The organism is Allorhizocola rhizosphaerae, assembly GCF_003426775.1.
Classification (GTDB): Bacteria; Actinomycetota; Actinomycetes; order Mycobacteriales; family Micromonosporaceae; genus Allorhizocola; species Allorhizocola rhizosphaerae.
The window spans coordinates 1-22,253 of sequence record NZ_QJUG01000141.1 but is presented as its reverse complement, the minus strand read 5'-3'; the positions used below and the strand labels follow the sequence as shown (position 1 = coordinate 22,253).

Here is a 22,253-nt window from a genome sequence, read left to right as displayed (position 1 = left end):
GCGCATCTTCCTGGTGACCGGGCTCTACGACACGACCTATGCGGTCACCCTGTTGCACAGCACGCTTGCCCTGCCCACCACGGTGCTCATCACGGCGGCGGTTTTCGTTGCCGTGCCACGCGACCACGAGGAGGCGGCCTGGATCTTCGGGGCCTCGCCGGCCCGTGCGTTCGTGCGCATCGTCTTGCCGCAGGCGCTTCCGGGCATCGCGGCCGCAGCCATGTTCACGTTCGTCATGTCGTGGAACGAGGTGCTCGGCGCCACGGTGCTGACGCTCAACCAGCGCACGCTGCCGGCGCAGGTTTTGACCACGCTGTCGGACTCGCCGCTGGCCTACCGGTTCGCGGGCGGGTTCGCGCTCGTGATCCCGGCCGTCCTGTTCATCGCCCTGATGCGGCGATACCTGCTCAACATGTGGGGGAGCACGCTCGCATGAGCCGAATCGTCATCAGCTCACTGGTGAAGTCCTACCCGTCCGCGCAGCGGCGGGCCACCGACGACGTGTCGCTGGAGGTGGCCGACGGGGAGTTCGTGGTCCTGGTCGGGCCGAGCGGGTGCGGCAAGACCACGCTGCTGCGCATGGTCGCCGGCCTGGAGCGCCCCGATGGCGGGTCCATCCACATCGGAGACCGCGACGTGACGAGCCTGTCGCCGCAGCGGCGCGACGTTTCGATGGTCTTCCAGTCGTACGCCATCTTCCCGCACATGAGGGTCCGGCAAAACATCGCCTTCGGCCTCGCCATGCGCAAGACTCCGGCTGCGGAGGTCAACCGGCGCGTTGCCGAGGCCGCGGAGCTGTTGCAACTGAACGACCTGCTCGACCGCTTCCCGTCGCAGCTGTCGGGCGGGCAGCGGCAGCGGGTCGCGGTGGCGCGGGCCATCGTTGTCGATGCGGGTGTGCTGCTGATGGACGAGCCACTGTCCAATCTGGATGCCCTGCTGCGCCTGCAGTTCCGCGCGGAGCTGAAAAAGATCGTGCGCCAGATCGGTGCGACGACGCTCTACGTCACGCACGACCAGGCCGAGGCCATGTCGCTGGGCGACCGGGTGGCGGTCATGCGCGACGGCCGCATCGTGCAGGCCGGCGACCCGTTGACGGTCTACAACTACCCGGCGCACCGGTTCGTCGGGGACTTCCTCGGCGCGCCACCGATGAACTTCTTCCTCGCCGAGCCGGGGGCCGTGGGCGCGCCCGATTCCCTCAAGCTCGGCAAGGTGCTCGTGGGCGTGCGCGCGGAAAACATCGCGCTGGGCACCGAGGGCATCCCCGGCACGGTCGAGGTGGTCGAGCCCACCGGCGCGTCCACTTTGCTCACCGTGGCCACGTCGTTCGGCACGCTCAAGGTGCAGGCCCCGCCCGCGGTCCAGACCGCACCCGACGACCGCGTCACGCTGCGCCTCGACCCGGCCGCCCTGCGCTTGTTCGACCCCGAGACCGGCCTGGCCCTGGCCACCTAGGCGTCGTCGGTGTCCCGGAAGCGGCGCGTGCACGGCAGGATCGCCCGCGGCAACGCCGGGCCGGCCAGTTCGCCGCGAAGCGCGAGGATCGCCCGCGGCACGGCCATCATGGTGGAGGCGGGGCTGGAGCCGGGGACGATCTACCCGATCCTGGTGGCGTTCGAGGGCGTGGGCTGGCTTTCGAGCCGCGAGGAGGACGAGGTGGAGCCGCACGTGGTGGGGCGACCGCGACGGCGTTACTCCAGACTCCTTCGCCTCCAGGTGGCGGCCCCCGTCCCGTCCCGGCATCCGGCCGGCGAGGTAAGGCGAAGTTAATCGAAGAACGTGGATCTGTGAGCGAACTGTCCATGATATGCTAGTTGAATGTTCAACGAAACCCGCATGCCGGTCGTGTACCTGAGCCACGGCGCGCCGCCGCTGGCCGACGACGCGGAGTGGACGGCGCAGCTCGCGGCGTGGGCGGGAGACATGCCCCGGCCCAAATCGGTGTTGGTGGTGTCCGCGCACTGGGAGGAGGCGCCGCTGGCGATCGGTGCCACCCGGACCGTGCCGCTGTACTACGACTTCTACGGATTCCCGCAGCGCTACTACGACGTGCGCTATGAAGCTCCAGGCGCGCCCGAGCTGGCCGACAGCGTGCGCAAGCTGATCCCCGGCACAGTCGACGTGCCCGACCGTGGGCTGGATCACGGTGCGTATGTGCCGCTGAAGGAGATGTATCCGGGTGCCGATGTGCCCGTGCTGCAGATCTCGATGCCCACCTTGGATCCGTCGACGTTGCTCGACATCGGGCGGCGGCTGGCGCCGCTGCGCGACGAGGGCGTACTGATCATGGGCTCCGGCTTCTTCACCCACAACCTGCGGGCCATCGACTTCAGCCTGGGGCTTCACCAGGTACCCCCTAAATGGTCTGAAGAATTTGATGCCTGGGGGCGCGAGGCGCTCGACCAGGGTGATGTGGACGGCCTCGCGGATTTCCTGCACAAGGCGCCCAGCGGCCGCATGGCACATCCGCGGACGGAACATTTCGCGCCGCTGTTCGTGGCGCTGGGGGCGACCGGCGACCCGGCGCAGCAGAAGACCGTGATTGATGGCTTTTGGGGCGGGTTGTCGAAACGATCTGTTCAGTTCGGCTCCACTCGCACGTTGTAGGTTGAGCTGGTGGTGGATCGCTGGATAAGGCTGAGTTCAGTCTTCAATTTTCGTGATTTGGGCGGCATTCCCACCGTGTCGGGCGGCGTGACCCGGCACGGTGTGGTTTTCCGCGCGGACAATCTTGGCCGCCTCGACGTGGCGGACAAGGAACTGTTCATGGCGCTGGGCGTGCGCACGGTCATCGACCTGCGGCGGCACGCCGAGGTGGAGTCGATGGGCCGGGTGCCTGAGTGGGCGGGGGCCACCTGGCTGCACCACCACCTGGAGCACGAACTTTGGGACCACGACACATATACCGAGTCGGTCGGCGTGGCCCGGTGGCTGGCCGACCGCTACGCCGAGCTGCTCGCCTCCGGGGCGCCCGACATCGCCCGGGTCATCGCGCTGTTGTCCGATGTGGACAGCGGGCCGACGGTCGTGCACTGCGTCGCGGGCAAGGACCGCACCGGCCTGATCAGCGCGCTGACTCTGTCGCTTTTGGACGTGTCCGACGAGGAGATCGCGGCGGACTACGCGCTGACCGAGCTGAGCGAGCCGGCCTATACGACGTGGCTGCGGCGCACCGACCCCGAGGCGGCGAGCAAGGTGCAGCCGGCGTTCTATGTGCAGACCCCGGCCCAGGCGATGCTGCTCACGCTGGCCGAGCTGCGCTCGCGGTGGGGCTCGGTGTACGACTACCTCTCACGTCACGGCGTGACCGAGGCGCACGTGGCGAGCCTGCGCGCAGGGTTGGTTGCGGACGCTGCAACCGGCTGACAACGCCGGCACAGGCCGACGCGCCCATACTGACACGCATGAATGTGAAGCTGCTTTGTGGGTTCGCCGCCTTCGGGCTGGTCGTGACCGCCGGTGTGGCCGCGCTGACCGGCCCGGGGGAGGCGGCGGGCGCCGGGTCGTGCCAGCGGATGGTTTCCATCACGCCTCAGGTGAGCGCCGCCGAGGGGGCCGGCACCCTGACGTTTGCCGTGATGTCGCGCGGCTGTGCGGCGGCCGGATATGTGTCCTATGTCGTGACCGACCGGTCTGCCCGCCGCCCGGCCGACTTCACGGCCGGCAACGGCCAGCTGCAGTTCGGCGGTGGCGACACCGGGGACAGATACATCACGGTGCGGGTCGTGTCGGATGCCGTGCGGGAGGCCGCGCTTGAGGATTTCGGCGTCCAGCTGGTGAACCCGAGCTCGGCCGTGACCGTGCAGCTCGGCACCGCGCAGGGGCGCATCCTCGACGACGAGTCGGCGACGCAGGCCGTGGTGGTCGACGACCAGTACTGCCCGGCGGGGTCGGTTGGGGCGCAAGCGATGCCGAGCGTCGGGCTGACCGCGTGCGAAATGGGGAACGGCAACATCACGTTTGAAGCCGTCCGGATCCTTGTGGACCGGCAGCTGACCATTCGCGCCCGGACCTTCGACATGACAATGCTGGCCGGCCGGGATTATCTGGCCGTCGATCGATATGTGACGTTCGAGCCGGGGCAGTTCGTCGCGCGCATCGCGGTCGAGGTGTCGCCGGGATCGTCCGGAACGGTCGGGCTGCGGATCGACCCGATGTCGACCGGCGTCAGCGTCCCTGATGCTTCAGGGATCGCAAACGTGGGAGCCCAGATGGGCTAGCGTCGCCGCCTCCAGCGCGCGGTCGCCGAGCTCGCGCGCCAGGGCAAGCGTCCGTCCGAGGTGGAGCACCGCGCCGGCGTGGTCGCCGCGCGAGGCGAGCAGCAGGCCGATCGTGTTGCAGGTGTCGGCCTCGCGCCTGCGCTCGCCGATGCGGCGCCGGATCGCCAGCGCGGTGTGGAAATGCTCCAGGGCGCCGTCCTCATCGCCGATGGCCAGCTGTGCCTCGCCCATGGTCTGCTGGATCAGGCCCTCCATGGGCGCGTTGCCGATCCGCTGGGCGAGCGCGAGGCCCCGCTCCAGGTGCGTGACGGCAAGGTCGTGCCGGCCGAGCAGCGAGTACATGTCGCCGAGGTTGTTGAGCGCCAAGGCGATGCCGGGCTCGTGCCCGTCCTCGGTGTGCAGCCGCAGCGCCTCCTCGAACCGCGCCGCCGAGTCGTCGAGCCGGCCGAGCCGCCAGCAGGCCAGGGCCATGTTGTTGAGCGCCATGGCCTGGCCGCGCTTGTCCCCGCCCGCGCGCATGAGGGCGAGGGCCCGTTCGAGATGCTCCAATGCCTCTTGGTACTGCCCGTTGGTGTTGCAGGCGACGCCGAGCCCGCTGCGCATGAGCCGTTCGGCCACCGGATCGCCCAGCAGCAGCGCGGCTTCCAGGCCCTGGCGGCACATCGCCAACTGTTCCGGCAGGTGCCCGCGATGAGTGAAATAACTGACCATGAGGTACGTCAACTGCCACGCTTCGCGGGCGTGACCCCGCTCGGTCGCGGCCTGCGCGAGCGGCAGCAGGTTGGCCCGTTCGGCGTCGAGCAGCCCGAGCATGCGCTCCACATCACCCGTGGGTGGCGTCGCCTCGGGCGGAAGCGGGATGTCCGGCCGGACCCGATCGCGGGCCGGTTCGAGCAGGCGGTTGGTGGCGTCGGCCACGGCCAGATACCACCGCAGCGCCCGCTGCAGCGCGACAGCCTGCTCCTGCTCGCTCGCGCACTCGGCCGCATAGAGCCGGATCAGGTCGTGTTGGCGGAAGCGGTCGGCGTCCACTTCGGACACCAGGTGGGCGGAAGCCAGCTCCTCCAACGCTTCCGGGCCGCCCATAGCTGCGGCAAGCCAGGTGGTGAAGGTCGCGCCCGGAAGCCCGCCGAGCAGGCGGAACAGCTCGGCCGCGGGCGGGCTCAGCGCCCGGTGGGCGCCGGCGAACACCGCCCGTACGCTGCGCGGGTCTCCCGTCAGCGTGAGCGTGCTCAGCCGGTCGCCGCCCGCCAGCTCGGCGATCAGGTGCGCGATTGTCCAGAGTGGACGCGTGGCGAGCCGGGCGGCGGCGATGCGCAGCGCGAGCGGCATGCCCCCGCACAACTCAATGAGCCGGTCGACTTCGCTCGTCATGCGTTGCGTGCCAAGGATCCGCTCCAGCAGGCGGGACGCGTCGCCGGTGGTGAGCACGTCGACGTTGACCCGGGTGACCTCGTGCTCGACGGCCAGCGCGGCGAGCTGATGCCGGCTGGTGACGATCAGCAGGCTGCCCCCGGACGGCGGGACCAGGGATGCCACCTGCTCGGCGGAGCCCGCGTTGTCGAGCACGATCAGGACACGGCGCTCGCGCAGTGTGGAGCGGTAGAGCCCGATGTCGCCTGTCAAACCGAGGCCGCGCAACAGGTGCGCGAGCACCTCCCCGGGCGGCAGGGCGGCGGCCGGGTCGTGCCCGCGCAGGTCGAGGAACAGCTGGCCGTCGGGGAAGCGGTCGAGGTTGTCGTGCGCCCAGTGCACGGCGAGGGCGGTCTTGCCCATGCCACCGGCGCCCGAGATGACCACGATCCCCTCCGCCGAGTCCAATGTGGACCTCTCGGTGGCGCGGCCGGTGAAGTGGCCGGGGCGGGGCGGGAGTTGGGCGGGCACGTTCAGCGTGCGGCGTTCGAGATCGAGTGAGGGGTCGCGGCTGGCCACGGATGCCTGTAGGCGTCGCAGGTGCGGGCTCGGCTCGACGCCCAATCGCTGGTAGAGCTCGGCGGCCTGGGTGAACCTGCCGGAACGATAGAGCGCGAGCATGAGGAGTTCCACCAAGCGTTCCCGGGCGGGATGAGCGGTCAGCAAGCGCTCGATCTCGCCCACCGCGCCCGAGTGCTCGCCGAGGCGCAGCCGGGCGTCCCACAGGTCTTCGAGGGCACGCAGGCGGGACTCGTCCAGCCGGCGCGCCTCGGCCGCGCCCCACCCGGTCGCCTCGGCGTCCTGCAGGGCCGGACCGCGCCAGAGGGCGAGGGCGCCAAGGAGCTGGGCGATGGCATCGTTGACCGCGCCGTCGGCGAGGGCGCGCCGGCCGAGCGTGGCCAGTTCCTCGAAGCGGGCCGCATCGACGCTCCCCGGCCGCGCATCGAGCAGATAGCCGGAGCCGCTGGTGACCACCGCGCCGGGCAGGCCGCACGCGTCGAGGGCGTGGCGGACCCGTGCGATGTGGGCGTGCAGCGTGCGTGCGGCGGTGCGGGGCGCACGTTGGCCCCACATCGCGTCGATCAGGCGGTCTTGGGGGATGGCCGTGCCCGGCTGGAGCGCGAGCAGGGCGATGAGCGTGCGTTGGCGCGGGCCGGCGAGCGCGGCAGTCCCCTTGGGCCCGGTCACCTCGATCGGGCCCAGCACGCGGATCTCGGCCTGCCCGGTGGGCTCCCGCTTGGCCGCTTCGCGGCGGCGTTCCTCGACGCGGTCGCGGACAGTCGCGAGACGGCCGTGCTCGGCGGGGGTGACACCCAGCAGGCGAACCAGGGTGTCGAACCGGTCCGTGGGCGGCAGCGTCTTGCCCGTGAAATAGTGCGCGATGATGCCCGCCGACCAGCCGGTCTTGGCCGCGAGGCGGCGATAGGTGAGCTCCGATCCGCCGCGGCGCCGGGCATCGCGGCGCCTGAGCTGACGCAGCAGGCGGGCCAGGTCCGCCAACGTTTCGCCGTCCATCAATGCGACATTGTATGGGCGGCACGGTCAACGTTGTTCAACCGCGTTCAAAACCCGCACCGGGCTTCGTGTGATCCGCCCATTATCTGTCCGCATGAGACACTTCACGATCGGCCGTGTGGCCGTGGCAGGGCTCGTGGCGGTCGCCGCGCTCGCGGTGTTCACGCCGGGCCGGGCTGCACAGGCCACGAACACCGACGCGGTCTGGGCATACCTCGACGATCGCGTGCAGTGGGTCCGCACGCCGGGGCCGGGCGGGTGCACCCGGTCGCTCACGATGAGCGTGAGCACCATCAACGGGGATGGGATCGCCTCATACATCGGGCGGGTGCAGGGCACCGGCGGCAACGTGGGGTGGAACGCGCCGAGCGTCACCTACTCGCCCGCGGTCAGCGGGGGCGGCCTCGCGGTACCGGCAAAATTCTCGGTCTCCAGGGTGGAGCAGATGTTCAGCGACAAGGGCAACTTCAGCCCTGACCCGGCCCTGACTCAGACCGTCTCCATCCAGATCATCATGTGGCCCACCGGACCGGCCATCTCGCTGACCATGCACGACTGGGGCAACACGGTGGTCACCTTCCCCATCGTCGGCGCGAACAACGGAGTCCTCTACGGCGACGACAACCCGCGGTCGCACATGGCCATCGTTTTGGCCAAGCAGAACTGTGACGCCCCACCCGACTGAACTTCACTGAATCGAAAGGGAGCAACACCATGCGCTATACCATCCTTCGCGCGGCTCTTGCCGCCGTGCTCCTCGTCCCGGCGACGGGGGCGGCGAGCGGCCCGCCGGAAGGCCTTCAGGCGCGCATCGACGCGTGGCTCGCGGCGTCGCCTGGCGGCAAGCAGATCAGCCCCAACCAGATCGCGTGGGAAGGCGGGCGTGTGGTGCTGACGCTTCCCAGCGTCGGGGTGCACGGGTCGCCCAGCTGCCCGGCCGGCCGGTCGTGCCTGTACGAGCACGCGAACTGGGAGGGCGCGATGCTCAGCTTCGACACGTGCGGTTTCCGCGACATGATCGACTACGGGTTCATCGACATGACGAGCTCGTGGCACAACAACCGGTCGACGCGCTCGTACCTCTACAACTGGACCGGCTCGTGGACCTGGCTGTGGACCGAGCAGCCCTCGACCTCGAGCGCCTATGTCGGCGACGCCCACAACGACCGCGCCGACGGCTGGACCATCGCCTGCTGACGCCTCACCTGGCCATCCGACTGGACTAGACTTAGTCCAGTCGGGTAAACTTTCGGCATGACCGTGACCGTCAACATTCACGAGGCGAAGACTCACCTGTCCCGGCTGCTTGAGCGCGTCGCTGCGGGCGAGCGAATCGTCATCTCCAAGGCCGGTCAACCCATAGCGGATCTGGTGCCCCATAAGCGATCGCCGGTGATCTTCGGCGGGCTCCGTGGCGAAATCTCTTACGATGACGCCGCTTTTGAGGATGTCGATCCGGACATTCAGCGGATGTTCTACGGCGACGACGATGCTGCTGCTTGATAGCCAAGCGGTGCTCTGGCTCCTGGACGACAGTCCCAAGTTTGGGTCGCAGGCCCGAATGACGATCACGGAGGCGACGCGGGTCTATGTGTCGGCCGCGTCCGTCTGGGAGCTGACGATAAAAGCGATGCTGGGCAAGTTAACCATGCCGGCCGGTCTGAGTGATCGCCTGCTGGAGCAGGGACTGTTTCTTCTCAACGTCACGTCTGAAGATGCTGAAGCGATCCGTCGGTTTCCCGAGTTGGCCAAGCATGATCCGTTCGATCGGCTGATCATCGCCCAGGCCAGTCTCGGCAACCTGCGGTTGGTCACGGCCGACCGCGTGTTGCTCGCGCTTGACCGCGACTTCCTGATCGATGCAACGGTCTAGCGTGCACAGCAGGTTCCCAGATTGTGGGAGGTTGCTTCCAAATTCCGGGTCCGGGTGGGAAGCTTCGCCCGTGACAGGCTTCGTGCTGATTATTGGCACATAGCGCGCCGGCATTCCTCCCCGCCGACGCGCAGACCTCCCGCACCCGCGGGAGGTCTTCTTGTTTTCCAGCTCCATGGAGAGGGCAGATGCAGATCTTCGACACCACACTGCGCGACGGAGCGCAGCGCGAAGGGCTGACCTACTCGGTCGCCGACAAGCTCGCCGTTGCCCGGCTGCTGGACCAGTTCGGTGTGGGCTTCATCGAAGGCGGCTGGCCGGGAGCGGTACCCAAAGACACTGAATTCTTTCGAAGGGCTCAGACGGAGCTCGACCTGAAGCACGCGGTGCTGGTCGCGTTCGGCTCGACGAGAAAGGCCGGGTTGCGTGCCGAGCACGACCCGCAGCTGCAGGGCCTGCTCGACGCCGGCACCCCGGCCGTGTGCCTCGTCGCCAAGTCGGACATCCGGCACGTCGAGCGGGCACTGCGGACCACGCCGGAGGAAAACCTCGCGATGGTGCGAGACTCCGTGCTCTTCTTCAAGGAGCACGGCCGGCGCGTCTTTGTGGACTGCGAGCACTTCTTCGACGGCTTCCGCTACAACCCGGAATACACGCGCAGCGTGGTGCAGGCGGCGCTCGACGCCGGAGCGGAGCGGGTCGTGCTGTGCGACACCAACGGTGGCATGCTGCCGTCGTTTGTCACGAAAGCCATTCAGGACCTGGGAGTCGACCCGGCCCTGCTCGGCATGCACGCGCAAAACGACACCGAATGCGCCGTCGCCAATACCATCGCCGCCGTCGAGGCGGGAGTCCGTCACGTGCAGGGGACGGCCAACGGATACGGGGAGCGGCCCGGCAACGCCGACATCTTCGCCGTGGTCGCCAACCTGCAACTCAAGCTCGGCATGCAGGTCCTACCGGACGGCTGCCTGGAACAGATGGCACACGTGTCACACGCCATCGCCGAAATCGCGAACATCGCACCCGACACCCACCAGGCCTACGTCGGGTCGGCCGCCTTCGCCCACAAGGCGGGGCTGCACGCGAGCGCGATCAAAGTCGATCCCGCCCTCTATAACCACATAGACCCGGCGTTGGTCGGCAACGGCATGACGATCCTCGTCACCGAGATGGCCGGTCGGGCCAGCATCGAGCTCAAGAGTCGCGAGCTCGGGCTGGACCTGGCCGGGCATCCGGACACGGTGTCCAAAGTGGTCGACCGGGTGAAGACGCTGGAGGCGCGGGGCTGGTCGTTCGAGGCGGCGGACGCCTCGTTCGAGCTGATGGTGCGCCAGGCGCTGGGCGAGAACACGACGCCGTTCACGCTGGAGTCCTACCGGGTCATCGTGGAACATCGGGAGGACGGCGCGGTCGTCAGCGAGGCCACGGTGAAGATGCGGGTGCGGGGCGAGCGGGTCATCGCCACGGCTGAGGGCAACGGGCCGGTCAACGCGCTCGATCAGGCGCTGCGGCAGGCACTCACCCGGCACTTCCCCTCCATCAAGGGTCTTGAACTAGCCGATTACAAGGTACGGATTCTGGCCGGATCGCACGGCACCGACGCTGTCACGAGGGTGCTGGTGGAGACGGTGAACGAGCAGGGCGACGATTGGACGACGGTCGGCGTGCACGAAAACGTGGTGGAGGCCAGCTGGCACGCGCTTGTGGACGCGCTCAGCTACAGCCTGACGACCCACCAGACGATGCCCGAGACTGCCGCAAACGTTGGCAACGCCCGGTAGGCGCGTCCCTCGGCCTTTGGCGATGCTATGGCTTGACGACCCACCAGACGATGCCCGAGACAGCGGCTAACGCGAGCAGCGCGAGGTAGGCGAGCACCAGGCGGGTGTCGCGCAGGAAGCACTTGGATTTCGTGAGTCCTGCGCGGCGCGCCCGTGCGTAGCCGGCGATGCCCACCCCGGCGAACACGGCCAGCGCCACCGGCCCGAGCAGCCACCCCAGCAACGCGATGGTGGCGTAGACGCACAGCCTCAGCGGGTCATATGGTTGCTGCTGCTGCACGGCTCAACCTCTGCTGGGAGAGCGCGGGCCACGCCTGGACCGCGCAGAACGGCGCGCACTGATGCTGGTCGGACTTTGTCGCCACGTGCACGCAGCACTGGGTCAGCCGCTCCTCGATCATTGTCGCGATGTCCATGAACGGTTTCACGGTGATCCGTTTGACCCGCTCGGCCAGCAGCTGGCGCATCTTGCCGGGCCTCGCCAGCGTCCACAGGGTCGAGATGCCGAGATCGCAGTTTTCGCAGATGTCGCGCCAGAGGTCGCCGACGCTCGGATGGGTCAGCGACGACTGCTCGGAAAGCAGCCCCAGCAACGACTCCTTCACCACGGCCCGCACCTGCTTGGGCAGCTCGACGTCGGCGATCCGGTTGGCGACGACATCGGGCGACAACTCCAGGAACCGCAACAGTTTGTCGTGCCCGATGAGCGTGGTCAGCGACTTCCACTGCCCGCTGTCGTCGCGCACCATGTAGCCCACGGAGCAGCAGTGCGGGTGCGAGCAGGGGAGGGCCGTGAGGTCGCGCCACGTGACCATCCCGCCCGTCTGGCCCTCCAGCCGCGCGAGCACGCCCGTGTGGGTGAGCCGGTCGCTCCAGTCGATCGCACCCGACCGGCCCGAGCCGAACTGCGGCTGGATGCTCACCCCGCCAACGTATGGCGTGTCGAGCGCGCGCTTGATGACCGCGCCGATCTCGTCGTCGTTGACGCCGAGCGCGGCCGTCATTGTCAGCGTGGTGAAGATGCCGCGCTCGCTGAGCCGGTCGATCGCCTGCTCCTTGAGCCGGGTCAGGTCGGCCCCGCGGTGGTGCCGGCTGGTGCGGGCGGACGGGCCGTCGTATTGCAGGTAGACCTCCACCCGCTTGGGGTCCAACAGGTCCAGCAGAGCATCGTCCTTGGCGACCCGCACGCCGTTGGTGTTGACGAGAATCCGTGTAATCGGCCGCGCTTGCAGCTCCGCCAGCAGCTCTTTCAACTGTGGGTACAGCGTTGGCTCCCCGCCCGACAGCATGAGCACGTCGATCCGGCCATGCTCGCGCGACAGCCGGGTGTCCACACTGGACAGCACCTCCGCCAGGGGCACCACCCCTTGCAGGGCCGGCGACGAATCGGCGAAGCACGTCGGGCAGCGCAGGTTGCAGTGGTCGGTCAGGTCCGCCAGCAGGATGCACGTGTGCTGCGTCTGCATCTCCGGAAGCCCCTTCAAGTAGGCGCTCGGCACCGGGTCGAAATTGCCGCGCACATCAGGCACATGCGCCTTCGTCGGCGCCGTCCACTGCTCCAGGTAGCGCAGAATCTCGGGATTTTCGTCGTACAGCGTGCGCACCAGCCCGTGCGTGGCGCACCCTCGTTCGAGCCAGATCCGCCCGTCGCGCTCGGCCAGCCAGCCCGACAGCCGCTTCACCTCGCTCAGCGGCACCTCACCGGACTCGTCGTGGCACATTGGACAGAACGCGTTGACATATCGGTGTATCCGCTCCCCGCGCAACGGCATGCCGGTGCTCATATGACGCCTCGCCCGCTCACCCGAACAGCCCTCCGCCGCTCTGGTTGATCAGCGCCACGCACACGCCGAACCCGACCACCGGGCTGATGATGAGCCCGATCGCCCAGCCGATCAGCAGCCCCACGCCCACGCCGCCGTCGCGCTTGACCGCCAGCGTGATGCCCACCGCCAGCGCGACGATCAGCAGGATCGCCTGCCCGATGAGCGCCCCCACCAGGAAGTTGGCCGCCGCCTCGCCGGACACGACCATCGCCACACCCCACGGGATGACGATCGTGAGCGCGTGCCCGAGCAGGGCGAGCCCGATCCCGAGCCACATCTTGCGCGGCTGGTTGGCCCCCGGCTGCCCCTCATTGGGCCCCACCGGGCTCATCGGTTGAATCGGTCCTGTCATGCCAACCCCTCCTGGGCTCTCGTCGCTTTCGACAGTTTGCGCCCCACACGCCACACCACCAGCGGCGCCACGCCCAACAGGAACCATTGCGGGCGGGTCAGGCCCGCAAACACGACCTCGTTGCCCCGCACGAACTCCACGGCGAACCGGAAAACCCCATATGCCACAACAAAACCGTTAAACAAAATCCCCTGAGGGTACCGATCGTGCGCCCGCTCAGACGTGGAGCACTCTTGCTGCACGCCAGCAGATCCGGCACTCTCGCCGGGCACCGGCCCGTCATCGCGGGTGGCAGGGTGCTGTGCTGCCTCACCGCGCTCGGCGGCATGCCGCCCCGCGCCTGGCAGGCGCCCCGCCGCGGTTGCGGGCAGAAGGTGGGGGCGCAATCGGAGCAGCACCACGAAGGCCACCACGTGGAACGCGATCTCATAGGCGAACGACGGATGCCTGGGCAGGCCGTCCCACGCGGTCACGCCCCAGGCGGCGCCGGTCGGGGTGCCGGGCAGCTCGGTGAGCAGGCACCCGATGCGCCCGACCGCCATGCCCACGGCGACGGCGGGCGCGAACAGATCGCCGGTCTTTTCCCGGTAACCCGTCAGGCGTTTGGCCAGCAGCGCCCCGAGGTATGCCCCGACCAGCCCGGACAGGATGCTCCGGTTTCCGTAGATCCAGTGCTCGACAAGTGTCGCGTTGGCCCGCAGGTCGAAGTGTTGTGCCCACGTGCCGAGCCGGCCGAGCAGGGCCCCGCCGACGAGGGCGCCGGCCACGACGGTCCAGATGCGGTCGTCGACGGCGCGGCCGGTGGCCCGCCTCCGGTAGCGGATCTGCAGCACGAACACCCAACCGCCGACCAGCACACCGATCGCCGTGAAGAGGTCGTGCACGAGAGCGGAACCGGGAACCATGTCGCGCAGCCTATAACCACCCACCGACACTTTCGCTGATCGACAACCATTTACAACCGTGCGTGGCGATATGAAAGTTTTTGCCATGAGGCGGGCCGCATCACCTGGCAGTCGTCCACCTGCGACCGTGCGGCCACCCGTCAGCTGGTACAGGCGATCCGTGCCGCGGCACCCGGCCACATCAAGGTGATCTGGTTCAACGACCCGGTACTCATCGGCGAGGGCCTGACCGCATCTCTGTCCAACCACGACAATCATCCGCACATCAGATATTGCGAAAAAGTACACGCAAGCAGTCTTTACACCTGCTGAGTTAGTTGCTTATGCTGACTCACAATGAAGACTTGCGGTGACTGCCACATCCTGCCCGAAAAGGGGAAGGACACAGCAAAGTGAGCAAACAAGAGGTCAAGCGCAGAACGGAAAAGGTCGACGAGACGATCGACGAGGTGCTCACCGACTCCGAACCCGCCCTGGCGACCGTTGCCAGGGCGGTTCGCGACGTCAACGAGACGCTCGCGGTCCACGCGGCTTGGACCGAGGAGCGCTTCGAGACGGTGGATGACCGGCTGGTCAGCCTGGCCCGCATCCAGGTCATGACGTCCAGCAAGATGGAGATGCAGATCGCCGGGATCGAGTCGCGGCTGCTCGGCTTCGGCGTCGGCCAGTCGGGCATTACGCAGACGATGTCCAAAGTGGATCAGAACCAGGGCGCCCTGCTGCAGGGCCACGTGGCCATGTTCCAGAAGGTCGAGCGCCTGGAGCAGAACCAGGAGGCGCTGCAGCAGGGTCAGGCGAACCTCGTCGAGACGATGCACGGCCTGACCGCCCGGGTCGGCGAGGTGCTCGCCCTGGCCATCTCCGACGAGATGAAAGAGTGCATGACGAAGAACTAGCAGCCCAGGAAACAGCTCGGGTTGGCCATGAGGTTGGCGTACCCGACACACCGTCGAACATGGACATAAGTTCATGATCAACCGCAAAGTGAGCGGCGGCAACCGTGGGGAGCGGTCAGGACGGGCGTCGAGTGGGCAGCCGGAAAGCGGGGGGTCAACCGGGGAGTGAGCGGTCAACCGGGAAGCAAGGGGTTCACGTGGAGGTGAGTGACTGGTTGGTGGAAGCGATGGTGGTTGCGGGCAACACCATCGCGGCGGGAGACACCACCAACGTTCCGGCGTCGGCGTCCAAAGTGGCCGGTGTGCCCAGCGGCACGGCCACGTGCTGGTCGCCGTGCCCGACCGGCAGGCCGCCCAGGAGGGGCAAGCCCAGTGGGGCGAGGCGATCGGTGATGACGTCGGCCACCGCCGGGCCGCAATTGGTGAACTGTCCGATCGCGACACCCGCGACCCGGTCGAGCAGACGACTGCGCAGCAGATGGGTGAGCATCCGGTCGACCCGGTACTCCTCCTCGTTGACATCTTCCAGCAGCAGGATGGTCCCGTCCAGGTCGGGCTGATCGGGCGTACCCACGCTGGCCGCGAGCAGCGATAGATTGCCACCGATCAGCACTCCCGACGAACGCCCCGACGTCGTGACCGAATGCGTGCCCTCCTCCGGCGTCGCGAACAGCGTCACCGGCGAATCGGTCATCATGGCCTTGAAAATCCCCTGCGCGGTCAGCGAATCGGGCCCCTTGTCCAGCTGGGCCGCGACCGGCCCGTGCAAGGTGGCCAGGCCCGCGCGCCGCCACACGGCCAGGTGCAGCGCCGTGATGTCGGAAAACCCGATGATGAGCCGCGGCCGCCGCGCCAACTGCTCCACATCCAGCCGGTCGACGATGCGCTGCATTCCGTAACCACCGCGCGTGCACCACACGGCGCGGTTCGCCGGGTCCGACACAGCGGAGTTGAAGTCGTCGATGCGCTCTTGGTCGGTACCGCCAAAATAAAGATGGCGACCCAGGGCATGTGGGTAGACGCGCGGTTTCAGCCCCCACCCGGACAAAACCTCGACCGCCGCCTCGACGCGCGCTGCCGGCACCGGACCGGACGGCGAGACGAGGGCGACCTGATCGCCGGGGCGAAGGGCCGGGGGACGCAACGACATTTTTGCACGGTACCTTCAAAAGTCCTTCACCGGCAGGCTGACCGCACTACATAACGTCTTGCGCATGAGGAGATGGGCGCGGGGGGCACTGCCCTGGCTCGTGGTGGTCCCTGGGGCAGTTTGGGCCATCGTCCGGCTGGGTGGCTGGGACCAGTGGTATCCGGCCACCCAGCTCATCGCGTTCACGCCGTATGTGGCGCTGGCGTCACCGCTTGCCGTGCTCATCGCCGCGCTCATGCGGCACCGGCCGGCGGCTGCCGTGGCCGGGCTGACCGCGCTCACGCTCACGATCTGCGTGACGCCACGGGGGTTGCCCGACCGCGATCCGCTCGCCGGTGCGGACGGGCGCGAACTGCGGGTGCTGACGGCCAATGTGCGGGCGGGCCGGGCCGACGCGGCCCAGCTGGTGGAGTATGTGCGGTCCGAGCGGGTCGACGTGCTGGCAATCCAGGAGCTCACCCAGTCGTTCGTGGCCAAGCTTGACCGAGCGGGCATCGCCGAACTCCTGCCGCACCGCGTGGTCTATCCCTATCCGGGCGTCATCGGCTCGGGCGTGTACTCGCGCGAGCCCCTGCGCGACGACGGCGTGACCATGAACCCGCACAACTTCGGGCAGGTCAAGGCCGAGCTGCTGGCGTCGCGCGTGCTGATCGAGTCGGTTCATCCGGTGGCGCCGGCCGACGGGTCCCGCCAGGACGGGTGGCGCAGGAGCTTCGCCAACCAGCAGCCGGCCACCATCGACGGCCCGCTGCGCGTCCTCGCCGGGGACTTCAACGCCACCCTCGACCATTCGCTTTTAAGAACCTTAATCTCTTCCGGGTACCGCGATGCGGCCGCGGTCGTGGGCAAGGGTTTCACCGGCACATGGGGGCCGTGGCACGGCAACCCGATCCCACCCGTCGTGCTCGACCGGGTGCTCGCCGACCGCCGCATCGGGGTCAGGGACGTGCGGGTGTTCGGGCTCACGGGCAGCGACCATCGCGCGGTGCTGGCAATCCTCGTGCTTCCGTGATGCCTTCTCACGCACGCCGCACTGGTGAGAAGAGGCTGTTCGCCATGTCCGAGCTGGGAGCCGCGGGCGGGAACGTCAGCTGACCCGCCGCCGGCGGCGCAGCGAGATCCACCTCACGAACGCCTACCGCAAGCTGGGCATCGACTCCCGTCAGGCGCTGGGTGCCTACTTCAACTGACCGTAGGTTTCGGCCGCCTCGACGAGCAGCGACTCGATGCCCTGCAAGCAGGCCTGCATGTCCGCGGGCGGGACATGATGGGTGTCGGCGCGGATCGTCAGGGTCACCGCTTCCGGGGGTCCCGCAAAGTCGTCGATGTGCAGGAACAGGCGCCCAAACGGCTTGTCCTGTTGCAGGGTCCAGCGAAACACGCTGTGCTGCTGGGCCTCGCGAATCTGCGCCGCCGTGGGGATCGCGGTTTCGGCCGAGCCGCCCCCCGGCCGGCGATCGTTGAAGAAGCAGTCGAGGTCGAGCTCCTCGCCCCGGTCCTTCGCGATCACGGCGATGAGTTCGTCCAGTGCTTCCGGGTGGTAATAGGCGGCCTTGAAGGCTCGGATGACCGTGCGGCGGGTGCGCCGCACGACCTCGTCGAAGGCCGCGCCCTCGACCGGGATGACGCACAGACCGGCCTCATTGATGGGACTCACGATGTCGGCGAGCCCCGGCCGGAACCGGTTGCTGACGACCGGCCGGATCACGATCGGGTCGACCCCACGCAGCCTGACCAGCATGGTGGCGTATGCGGCAAGCAGCACCTGGGAAGAGGCCGCCTGCAGTCGGTGGGCCAGCGCGTGCGCGGCCAGGTGGACGGCGGGTGAGAACAGCTGTCCCTCCCAGTGACGCGGCTCGCGCTTGTCGGTGGACTCGGCGTAGCGATACGACGGCACGCCGCGCAGCTGTTCCTCCCAGTACTGCAGCGAGCTTGCGTGCTGCCGCTGCCCGGCGGGCGTCTGCTGCCACCGGGCCAGGTCCAGCGGCTGCATCGCGGTCACCGGGGCCAACACCGCGCCGGTCTCGCGGTCCAAATTGGACAGATCGGCCATCATCGCCACGCCACCCGCCGCGTCGGTGACCAGGTGACACAGGATGCTCACCACGTGGGTCGCCGCACCCGCGCGCCGGATCACCGCCATGCGGACCGGCCATTCGCCGGCGTAGTCGAACGGAGCATCCATGTACTGCTTCTTGACCTGTTCGGCGACTTCTGCCGGATCGGCATCCCGCGCGTCGAACACCTCCAGCACGATCTCGCCGGAGGCCGTTACCGACTGCCGCGCCTTGCCGTTCTCGTCGAAGACGAGCCGCATGCGCATGGATTGGTGCCGGCTCATGTGGAAGCGAAGCTCGGCCGCCAGGTGCTGCACGGTCGTGCCCTCGGGCAGGGGGAGCCAGCCGCCGATGGGCAGCGACGTCTGCTGCTCCGTCATGGCGTTCCAGATGGCACGTTGTCCCCAGGTCAGCTCCTCGATCCCGGAACCCTCCCCGGAGAAGGCAACGACGATTCGATCCGCGGGTTCAATCACTCCAACACCGTCGAGCCAGTCCTTATAGTTGTCAATCCACTGATGGGCCGTTTCGCGCGGGTTGAGTGGCCACGACCGCTCGCGTGCGACCCGGCACGGTTTGACACTGCATAATGTATTCATGGGGAAAGTTAAATACGTGGTTGTCATCGGTGCCGGCGTCTACGGCGCGGCGGTGACCGCGTCGCTGACCCGCAGGGGCGCCCGGGTCACGGTCGTCGATGCCGGTGCGCCGGCGGGCGGCACGTCCGGCGCGACGTTCTCGTGGACCAACTCGTCCGGCAAGCGGCCACGGTCCTATCACGACCTCAACGTCGCCGGCATGGCGGCCCACCGCAGGCTCGCGGCCGAAGTCCCCGGCTGCGATTGGTACCACGAGGGCGGCAACCTGGAATGGGCCGCCGACGACGCCGGGCGCGACGCACTGCGCAAGAAGGTCCCCACGCTCCTTGAGCACGGCTACGAGGCGCGCTGGCTCACCCGAGCGGAGGTGCTCGACCTCGAACCCGACATCGACCCGGCGCAGCTCCCGCCCGACGAGATCGCCTACTTCCCGCGCGAAGGCTGGATCGAACCGGCGCGCCTGATCGGTCACCTGCTCTCCCGCGCGATCCGCAGCGGCGCTGCCGAACTGGTGCACGACGACCCCGTCACCGCACTTGAGCTGACCGCCGGCACGGTGCGCGCGGTCCAGCTCGCCTCGGGCCGCAGCCTGCCCGCCGACGCGGTCGTCAACTGCGCGGGGCCGCAGGCGGCCACCGTCGCCAAGCTCGCGGGGCTCGCGCTTCCCATGCGCAACACCAGCGGCGTGCTCGTCTACACCTCACCCGTGGCGGTCTCAGTGTCCCGAGTCATCCACGCCCCGCAGATGCGCCTGCGCCCGGACGGCGGCGGGCGCCTCCTGCTGCACCCCCACGACGACAGCGCGGCGCAGTCGGTGGTCGATAAGGCGCTCGACGCGGCGCGAGCGCTCTACCCCGGGTTGCGGGCAGCCGGCGTCGAGAGCGTGCGCGTCGGTGAACGGCCCATCCCCGGCGACGGCCTGCCCGTGTTGGGACGTGTGGCCGAGCTGCCCAACTTCCACTTCGCCGTCTCGCACAGCGGCGCGACGCTGTGCCTGCACGCCGGTGATCTGGTCGCGGCCGAGGTGCTCGGCGAGGACCAGACCGATGCCTTGGCACCGTTCCGGTTCGAGCGACTGTGATCAAACGTCCCCGGCCAGGTCGGCCGGGGCGCGCATGCGCCAGGCATCCGTGACAAGCTCCGTCAGCCGGTCCACGTCGGCCTTCTCCAGCCACAGCATGACCAGCGGCAACCCGTCGTAGGCGGGCGTCGTGAAGAACAGGTCGGGCTCGCCGAGCAGCAGGGCCTGCTTTTCCGCTTCATCGCCCACATACAGCACCGCGATGTCGGTGCGGATGACGCGCGGCTTGCCCGGCTCTCGCTCCGGATAGGACCAGACGAAACCCTTGTTGCCGACCCGGAAGTCGAAGCCGTCGCTGTCGATTTCGACCACGTGCGGCAGGCTGAGCGCCAAGCGCCGCACATCCTCGGCGTCAGCCATCGCTGCCGCCTCCTCCCGTACACACCCGCATAGGGTAGCCGCCCTCGGATATCGCCAGAGGACCGGAAGAGGACCGTACGGAGATAGGCCTCGGCCACTATCGATGCATGCCCATCAAGGAATTGGGCGGATCGCACCAGACCATGGAGGGGATCGAATGAAGCGTAAGCTCGTGACGGCGCTCGTGACCGCCGCCCTGCCGGCCATCTTCGTCGGCGCCACCGCGACTCCCGCGCTCGCGGACTGTCCGTCGAACACGTTCTGCCTGTACGAGACGGCCGGCTACCAGGACGGCGAGTACCGCTACACGCCCGGCACCAGCTGCACCAACCTCGGCAGCGGCATCAACAACGACGCCAACTCGATGCGCAACTACCGCAGCTACAACATTCGGCTGTGGGATCTGCCCGGGTGCGGCGGCGCCACCACCTACCTGGCGCGGGCCTTCTCCTACGACTCGGACTTCGGCAACAACGGCTTCTCCAACAAGGCCAGCTCGCTGAAGCGGGTTTAGAAAAGTGCGCTGGGACACCGGTCCATCGGTGTCCCAGCTCCGAAAGGAACACATGATGCTGCGATCGACACCACTTCTCGCCATCGCGCTCCTGGTGGCCGGCTGCACGGCCTCCGCATCATCCGACCCGGCCCGTAACGTCGCGGACTTCGCGCCCACCGGGCAGGTCGAGGCGCTGCGCCTGCCGTTCGACGCCTACGCCTTCTCACTGTCCGAAATGTACGCGATCTCCAACGCCGAGGACCTGCTCACGCAGCAATGCATGCGGGCCAAGGGCCACGACTGGCAGGTCATCAAGCGGCCCACCGACCTCAAGGATCTGCGCAACCGCAGGCGGTACGGCGTCATCGAGATTCGGATCGCCCAGCAGTTCGGCTACCACGTCCCGGAGGGCCTGCTCACCCCGGCCGAGGTGGAGCAACAATACGATCGGCGGGACAGTGGGATGAGCGAGACCCAGCGGGAGGCGGCGCTTGGCGAGGGCGGTTGCGGGCACGAGGCGGTCAAGCAGTTGCGGCCGGCCGAGGCCGCCGACCCGGAAAGGCTGCAGCAACTGGGCCGCGAGTCCCTGGTCAACTCCCAGGATGAGCCGCGCGTCACGGCGGCCATGGACTCCTGGCGAAACTGCATGCGCGAGACGGGCTTCACCTACCAGGATCCTTTCGCGGCCATGTCGGACTCGAAATGGTGGGCCGACGATTCGGCCGGGCCGTCGCGCGACGAGATTTCCGTGGCCGTCGCCGATGTCCGGTGCAAGGAGCGGACAAGCCTGATCGACGTGTGGCATGCCACCGAGGTGAAAATTCAAGAGGAGTTAATCACTCGGTACCCGGACTACTTTCAGCAGCTCGGCGCCTCCATGCGGCATGAGCTCACCGCAGCTCACGCAGTTCTGGCCCGCATGTAGCCAAAATCGCGGGATAGCTGTTCACCCATGTACGGCCAATCCCGATATTGGTACCCTCGACCCGCCACTTCGACCGTATGGGACATGGCAGGTGCGTGGTGTCGGATGGTGCTGTCGCTTGGCCCCGGTTCGGGATCCTCGGCCCACTTGAGGTGCATGGCCACAGCGGGCCGGTGAAGCTCACCGCCGCACGCCACCGGGCTGTGCTGGCGCTGCTCCTGCTCCACCCCAACCGGGTGATCGCCATGAACGACATCGTCGACGCGGTGTGGCCGCACAGCCCACCCGCGACGGCCCGGCATCAGGTGCTCACGGTGATCTCGGCGCTGCGCCGCCGGCTCGGCGACGTGGGCCGTCCGGCGCAGGAGCAGGCGCTGCAAACCCGTTCGCCCGGTTACCTTCTGCGCATCGAGCCGGCCCAGCTGGATCTGCACCGCTTCGAGGCGCGCGTGCAGGACGCCGACGCCGCGACGCAGGCCGGCGACGCGCAGACGGCGGCAGGCCTGCTGCGCGAGGCGATCGGGATGTGGCGCGGGCCGGCCCTGGCCGACATCGACGCGCCGTTCGCCGCCACGGCTGCCCGGTCGCTGGCCGAGCGCAAGCGCGGGGTGGGCGAGAAGCTGGTCGACATGGAGCTCTCGCTCGGCCGGCATGCCGATGCGCTTTCCCGCCTGGCCGGGATGATCGACGAGCACCCGTTGCACGAGCGGTTCCGGGCGCAGCTGATGCTCGCGAGGTATCGCAGCGGAGATGTGGTCGGCGCGCTCGACGCGTTCCGCACCGCGCGGCAGGTGCTCG

General features: G+C 68.3%; 25 protein-coding genes. 17 read left to right on the top strand and 8 right to left on the bottom strand.

Translation table 11 applies throughout. The annotated features are described in order from the left end of the window. The 6 genes from DM816_RS26825 to DM816_RS26800 all read left to right on the top strand — a co-directional run. On the top strand, positions 1–436 hold a 436-nt coding region (locus DM816_RS26825; protein ID WP_162907872.1), incomplete at its 5' end, for an ABC transporter permease subunit. Then, entirely contained in the window at positions 433–1,458 is a 1,026-nt protein-coding gene (locus DM816_RS26820; RefSeq protein WP_117213174.1) for an ABC transporter ATP-binding protein, read from the top strand. The genes DM816_RS26825 and DM816_RS26820, both read left to right, overlap by 4 nt. A 9-nt stretch (positions 1,459–1,467) precedes the next feature. Then, positions 1,468–1,773 carry a hypothetical protein gene (locus DM816_RS43885; RefSeq protein ID WP_211588864.1) on the top strand — a complete coding sequence of 102 codons (306 nt, stop codon included), beginning with the start codon at positions 1,468–1,470 and terminating at the stop codon, positions 1,771–1,773. A 48-nt stretch (positions 1,774–1,821) separates the two neighbouring features. Continuing rightward, positions 1,822–2,610 carry a dioxygenase family protein gene (locus DM816_RS26810; protein ID WP_162907871.1) on the top strand — a complete coding sequence of 263 codons (789 nt, stop codon included), beginning with the start codon at positions 1,822–1,824 and terminating at the stop codon, positions 2,608–2,610. A 9-nt stretch (positions 2,611–2,619) separates the two neighbouring features. Beyond that, positions 2,620–3,369, top strand: coding sequence for a tyrosine-protein phosphatase (locus DM816_RS26805; protein ID WP_342768761.1), 750 nt, complete (start codon positions 2,620–2,622; stop codon positions 3,367–3,369). A gap of 38 nt (positions 3,370–3,407) precedes the next feature. Then, on the top strand, positions 3,408–4,223 hold the full coding sequence (locus tag DM816_RS26800; RefSeq protein WP_117213172.1) for a Calx-beta domain-containing protein: 816 nt from the start codon (positions 3,408–3,410) through the stop codon (positions 4,221–4,223). On the opposite strand, the gene DM816_RS26795 is transcribed toward DM816_RS26800, so the two are convergent. Continuing rightward, positions 4,188–7,151: a BTAD domain-containing putative transcriptional regulator gene (locus tag DM816_RS26795; RefSeq protein ID WP_117213171.1), complete on the bottom strand. Its 2,964-nt coding sequence runs from the start codon at positions 7,149–7,151 to the stop codon at positions 4,188–4,190. The genes DM816_RS26800 and DM816_RS26795 overlap by 36 nt on opposite strands. A gap of 94 nt (positions 7,152–7,245) precedes the next feature. Between DM816_RS26795 and DM816_RS26790 the strand changes: the two genes are divergently transcribed. From DM816_RS26790 to cimA, 5 genes are all read left to right on the top strand, one after another. Then, complete coding sequence (locus DM816_RS26790; protein ID WP_117213170.1) at positions 7,246–7,836, top strand: hypothetical protein; 591 nt, start codon at positions 7,246–7,248, stop codon at positions 7,834–7,836. Positions 7,837–7,865: 29 nt separating this feature from the next. After that, on the top strand, positions 7,866–8,348 hold the full coding sequence (locus tag DM816_RS26785) for a peptidase inhibitor family I36 protein (RefSeq protein ID WP_117213169.1): 483 nt from the start codon (positions 7,866–7,868) through the stop codon (positions 8,346–8,348). Positions 8,349–8,405: 57 nt separating this feature from the next. After that, positions 8,406–8,654 carry a type II toxin-antitoxin system Phd/YefM family antitoxin gene (locus DM816_RS26780; protein ID WP_117213168.1) on the top strand — a complete coding sequence of 83 codons (249 nt, stop codon included), beginning with the start codon at positions 8,406–8,408 and terminating at the stop codon, positions 8,652–8,654. Continuing rightward, positions 8,641–9,024, top strand: a complete 384-nt coding sequence (locus DM816_RS26775) for a type II toxin-antitoxin system VapC family toxin (RefSeq protein ID WP_117213167.1) — start codon at positions 8,641–8,643, stop codon at positions 9,022–9,024. Before DM816_RS26780 ends, DM816_RS26775 begins: the two co-directional genes overlap by 14 nt. Before the next feature lie 188 nt (positions 9,025–9,212). Continuing rightward, the gene (gene cimA, locus DM816_RS26770) at positions 9,213–10,808 is read left to right on the top strand and encodes a citramalate synthase (RefSeq protein WP_117213166.1); all 1,596 of its coding nucleotides are present in this window, start codon (positions 9,213–9,215) and stop codon (positions 10,806–10,808) included. Positions 10,809–10,833: 25 nt separating this feature from the next. Here the strand turns inward: cimA and DM816_RS26765 are convergent, their stop codons facing one another. The 4 genes from DM816_RS26765 to DM816_RS43880 are packed head-to-tail and all read right to left on the bottom strand — an operon-like array spanning position 10,834 to position 13,891. Further along, positions 10,834–11,088, bottom strand: a complete 255-nt coding sequence (locus tag DM816_RS26765; RefSeq protein WP_117213165.1) for a hypothetical protein — start codon at positions 11,086–11,088, stop codon at positions 10,834–10,836. Next, positions 11,066–12,592: a radical SAM protein gene (locus DM816_RS26760; protein ID WP_117213164.1), complete on the bottom strand. Its 1,527-nt coding sequence runs from the start codon at positions 12,590–12,592 to the stop codon at positions 11,066–11,068. Before DM816_RS26760 ends, DM816_RS26765 begins: the two co-directional genes overlap by 23 nt. Before the next feature lie 16 nt (positions 12,593–12,608). Beyond that, positions 12,609–12,986: a hypothetical protein gene (locus DM816_RS26755; RefSeq protein WP_162907870.1), complete on the bottom strand. Its 378-nt coding sequence runs from the start codon at positions 12,984–12,986 to the stop codon at positions 12,609–12,611. After that, entirely contained in the window at positions 12,983–13,891 is a 909-nt protein-coding gene (locus DM816_RS43880; RefSeq protein WP_211588863.1) for a prolipoprotein diacylglyceryl transferase, read from the bottom strand. Before DM816_RS43880 ends, DM816_RS26755 begins: the two co-directional genes overlap by 4 nt. 392 nt (positions 13,892–14,283) lie before the next feature. Between DM816_RS43880 and DM816_RS26735 the strand changes: the two genes are divergently transcribed. Further along, entirely contained in the window at positions 14,284–14,787 is a 504-nt protein-coding gene (locus DM816_RS26735; protein WP_117213162.1) for a hypothetical protein, read from the top strand. 193 nt (positions 14,788–14,980) lie between these two features. On the opposite strand, the gene DM816_RS26730 is transcribed toward DM816_RS26735, so the two are convergent. Then, on the bottom strand, positions 14,981–15,937 hold the full coding sequence (locus DM816_RS26730) for a S66 peptidase family protein (protein WP_117213161.1): 957 nt from the start codon (positions 15,935–15,937) through the stop codon (positions 14,981–14,983). A gap of 64 nt (positions 15,938–16,001) precedes the next feature. Between DM816_RS26730 and DM816_RS26725 the strand changes: the two genes are divergently transcribed. Next, positions 16,002–16,949 carry an endonuclease/exonuclease/phosphatase family protein gene (locus DM816_RS26725; protein ID WP_117213160.1) on the top strand — a complete coding sequence of 316 codons (948 nt, stop codon included), beginning with the start codon at positions 16,002–16,004 and terminating at the stop codon, positions 16,947–16,949. A 165-nt stretch (positions 16,950–17,114) separates the two neighbouring features. Here the strand turns inward: DM816_RS26725 and DM816_RS26720 are convergent, their stop codons facing one another. After that, positions 17,115–18,470: a condensation domain-containing protein gene (locus tag DM816_RS26720; protein WP_162907869.1), complete on the bottom strand. Its 1,356-nt coding sequence runs from the start codon at positions 18,468–18,470 to the stop codon at positions 17,115–17,117. Positions 18,471–18,591: 121 nt separating this feature from the next. Here DM816_RS26720 and DM816_RS26715 point away from each other — a divergent pair, with 121 nt between their 5' ends. After that, entirely contained in the window at positions 18,592–19,674 is a 1,083-nt protein-coding gene (locus DM816_RS26715; RefSeq protein ID WP_117213158.1) for an NAD(P)/FAD-dependent oxidoreductase, read from the top strand. Here DM816_RS26715 and DM816_RS26710 read toward each other — a convergent pair whose 3' ends face one another. Further along, on the bottom strand, positions 19,675–20,034 hold the full coding sequence (locus tag DM816_RS26710; RefSeq protein WP_117213157.1) for an MmcQ/YjbR family DNA-binding protein: 360 nt from the start codon (positions 20,032–20,034) through the stop codon (positions 19,675–19,677). A 157-nt stretch (positions 20,035–20,191) separates the two neighbouring features. Here DM816_RS26710 and DM816_RS26705 point away from each other — a divergent pair, with 157 nt between their 5' ends. The 3 genes from DM816_RS26705 to DM816_RS26695 all read left to right on the top strand — a co-directional run. Continuing rightward, a complete protein-coding gene (locus DM816_RS26705) occupies positions 20,192–20,548 on the top strand; it encodes a peptidase inhibitor family I36 protein (RefSeq protein WP_162907868.1) in 357 nt (118 codons plus the stop codon). A gap of 52 nt (positions 20,549–20,600) precedes the next feature. After that, entirely contained in the window at positions 20,601–21,455 is an 855-nt protein-coding gene (locus DM816_RS26700) for a hypothetical protein (protein ID WP_117213155.1), read from the top strand. A 173-nt stretch (positions 21,456–21,628) separates the two neighbouring features. Then, the coding region (locus DM816_RS26695) for an AfsR/SARP family transcriptional regulator (RefSeq protein WP_162907866.1) at positions 21,629–22,253 on the top strand (625 nt) is incomplete at its 3' end.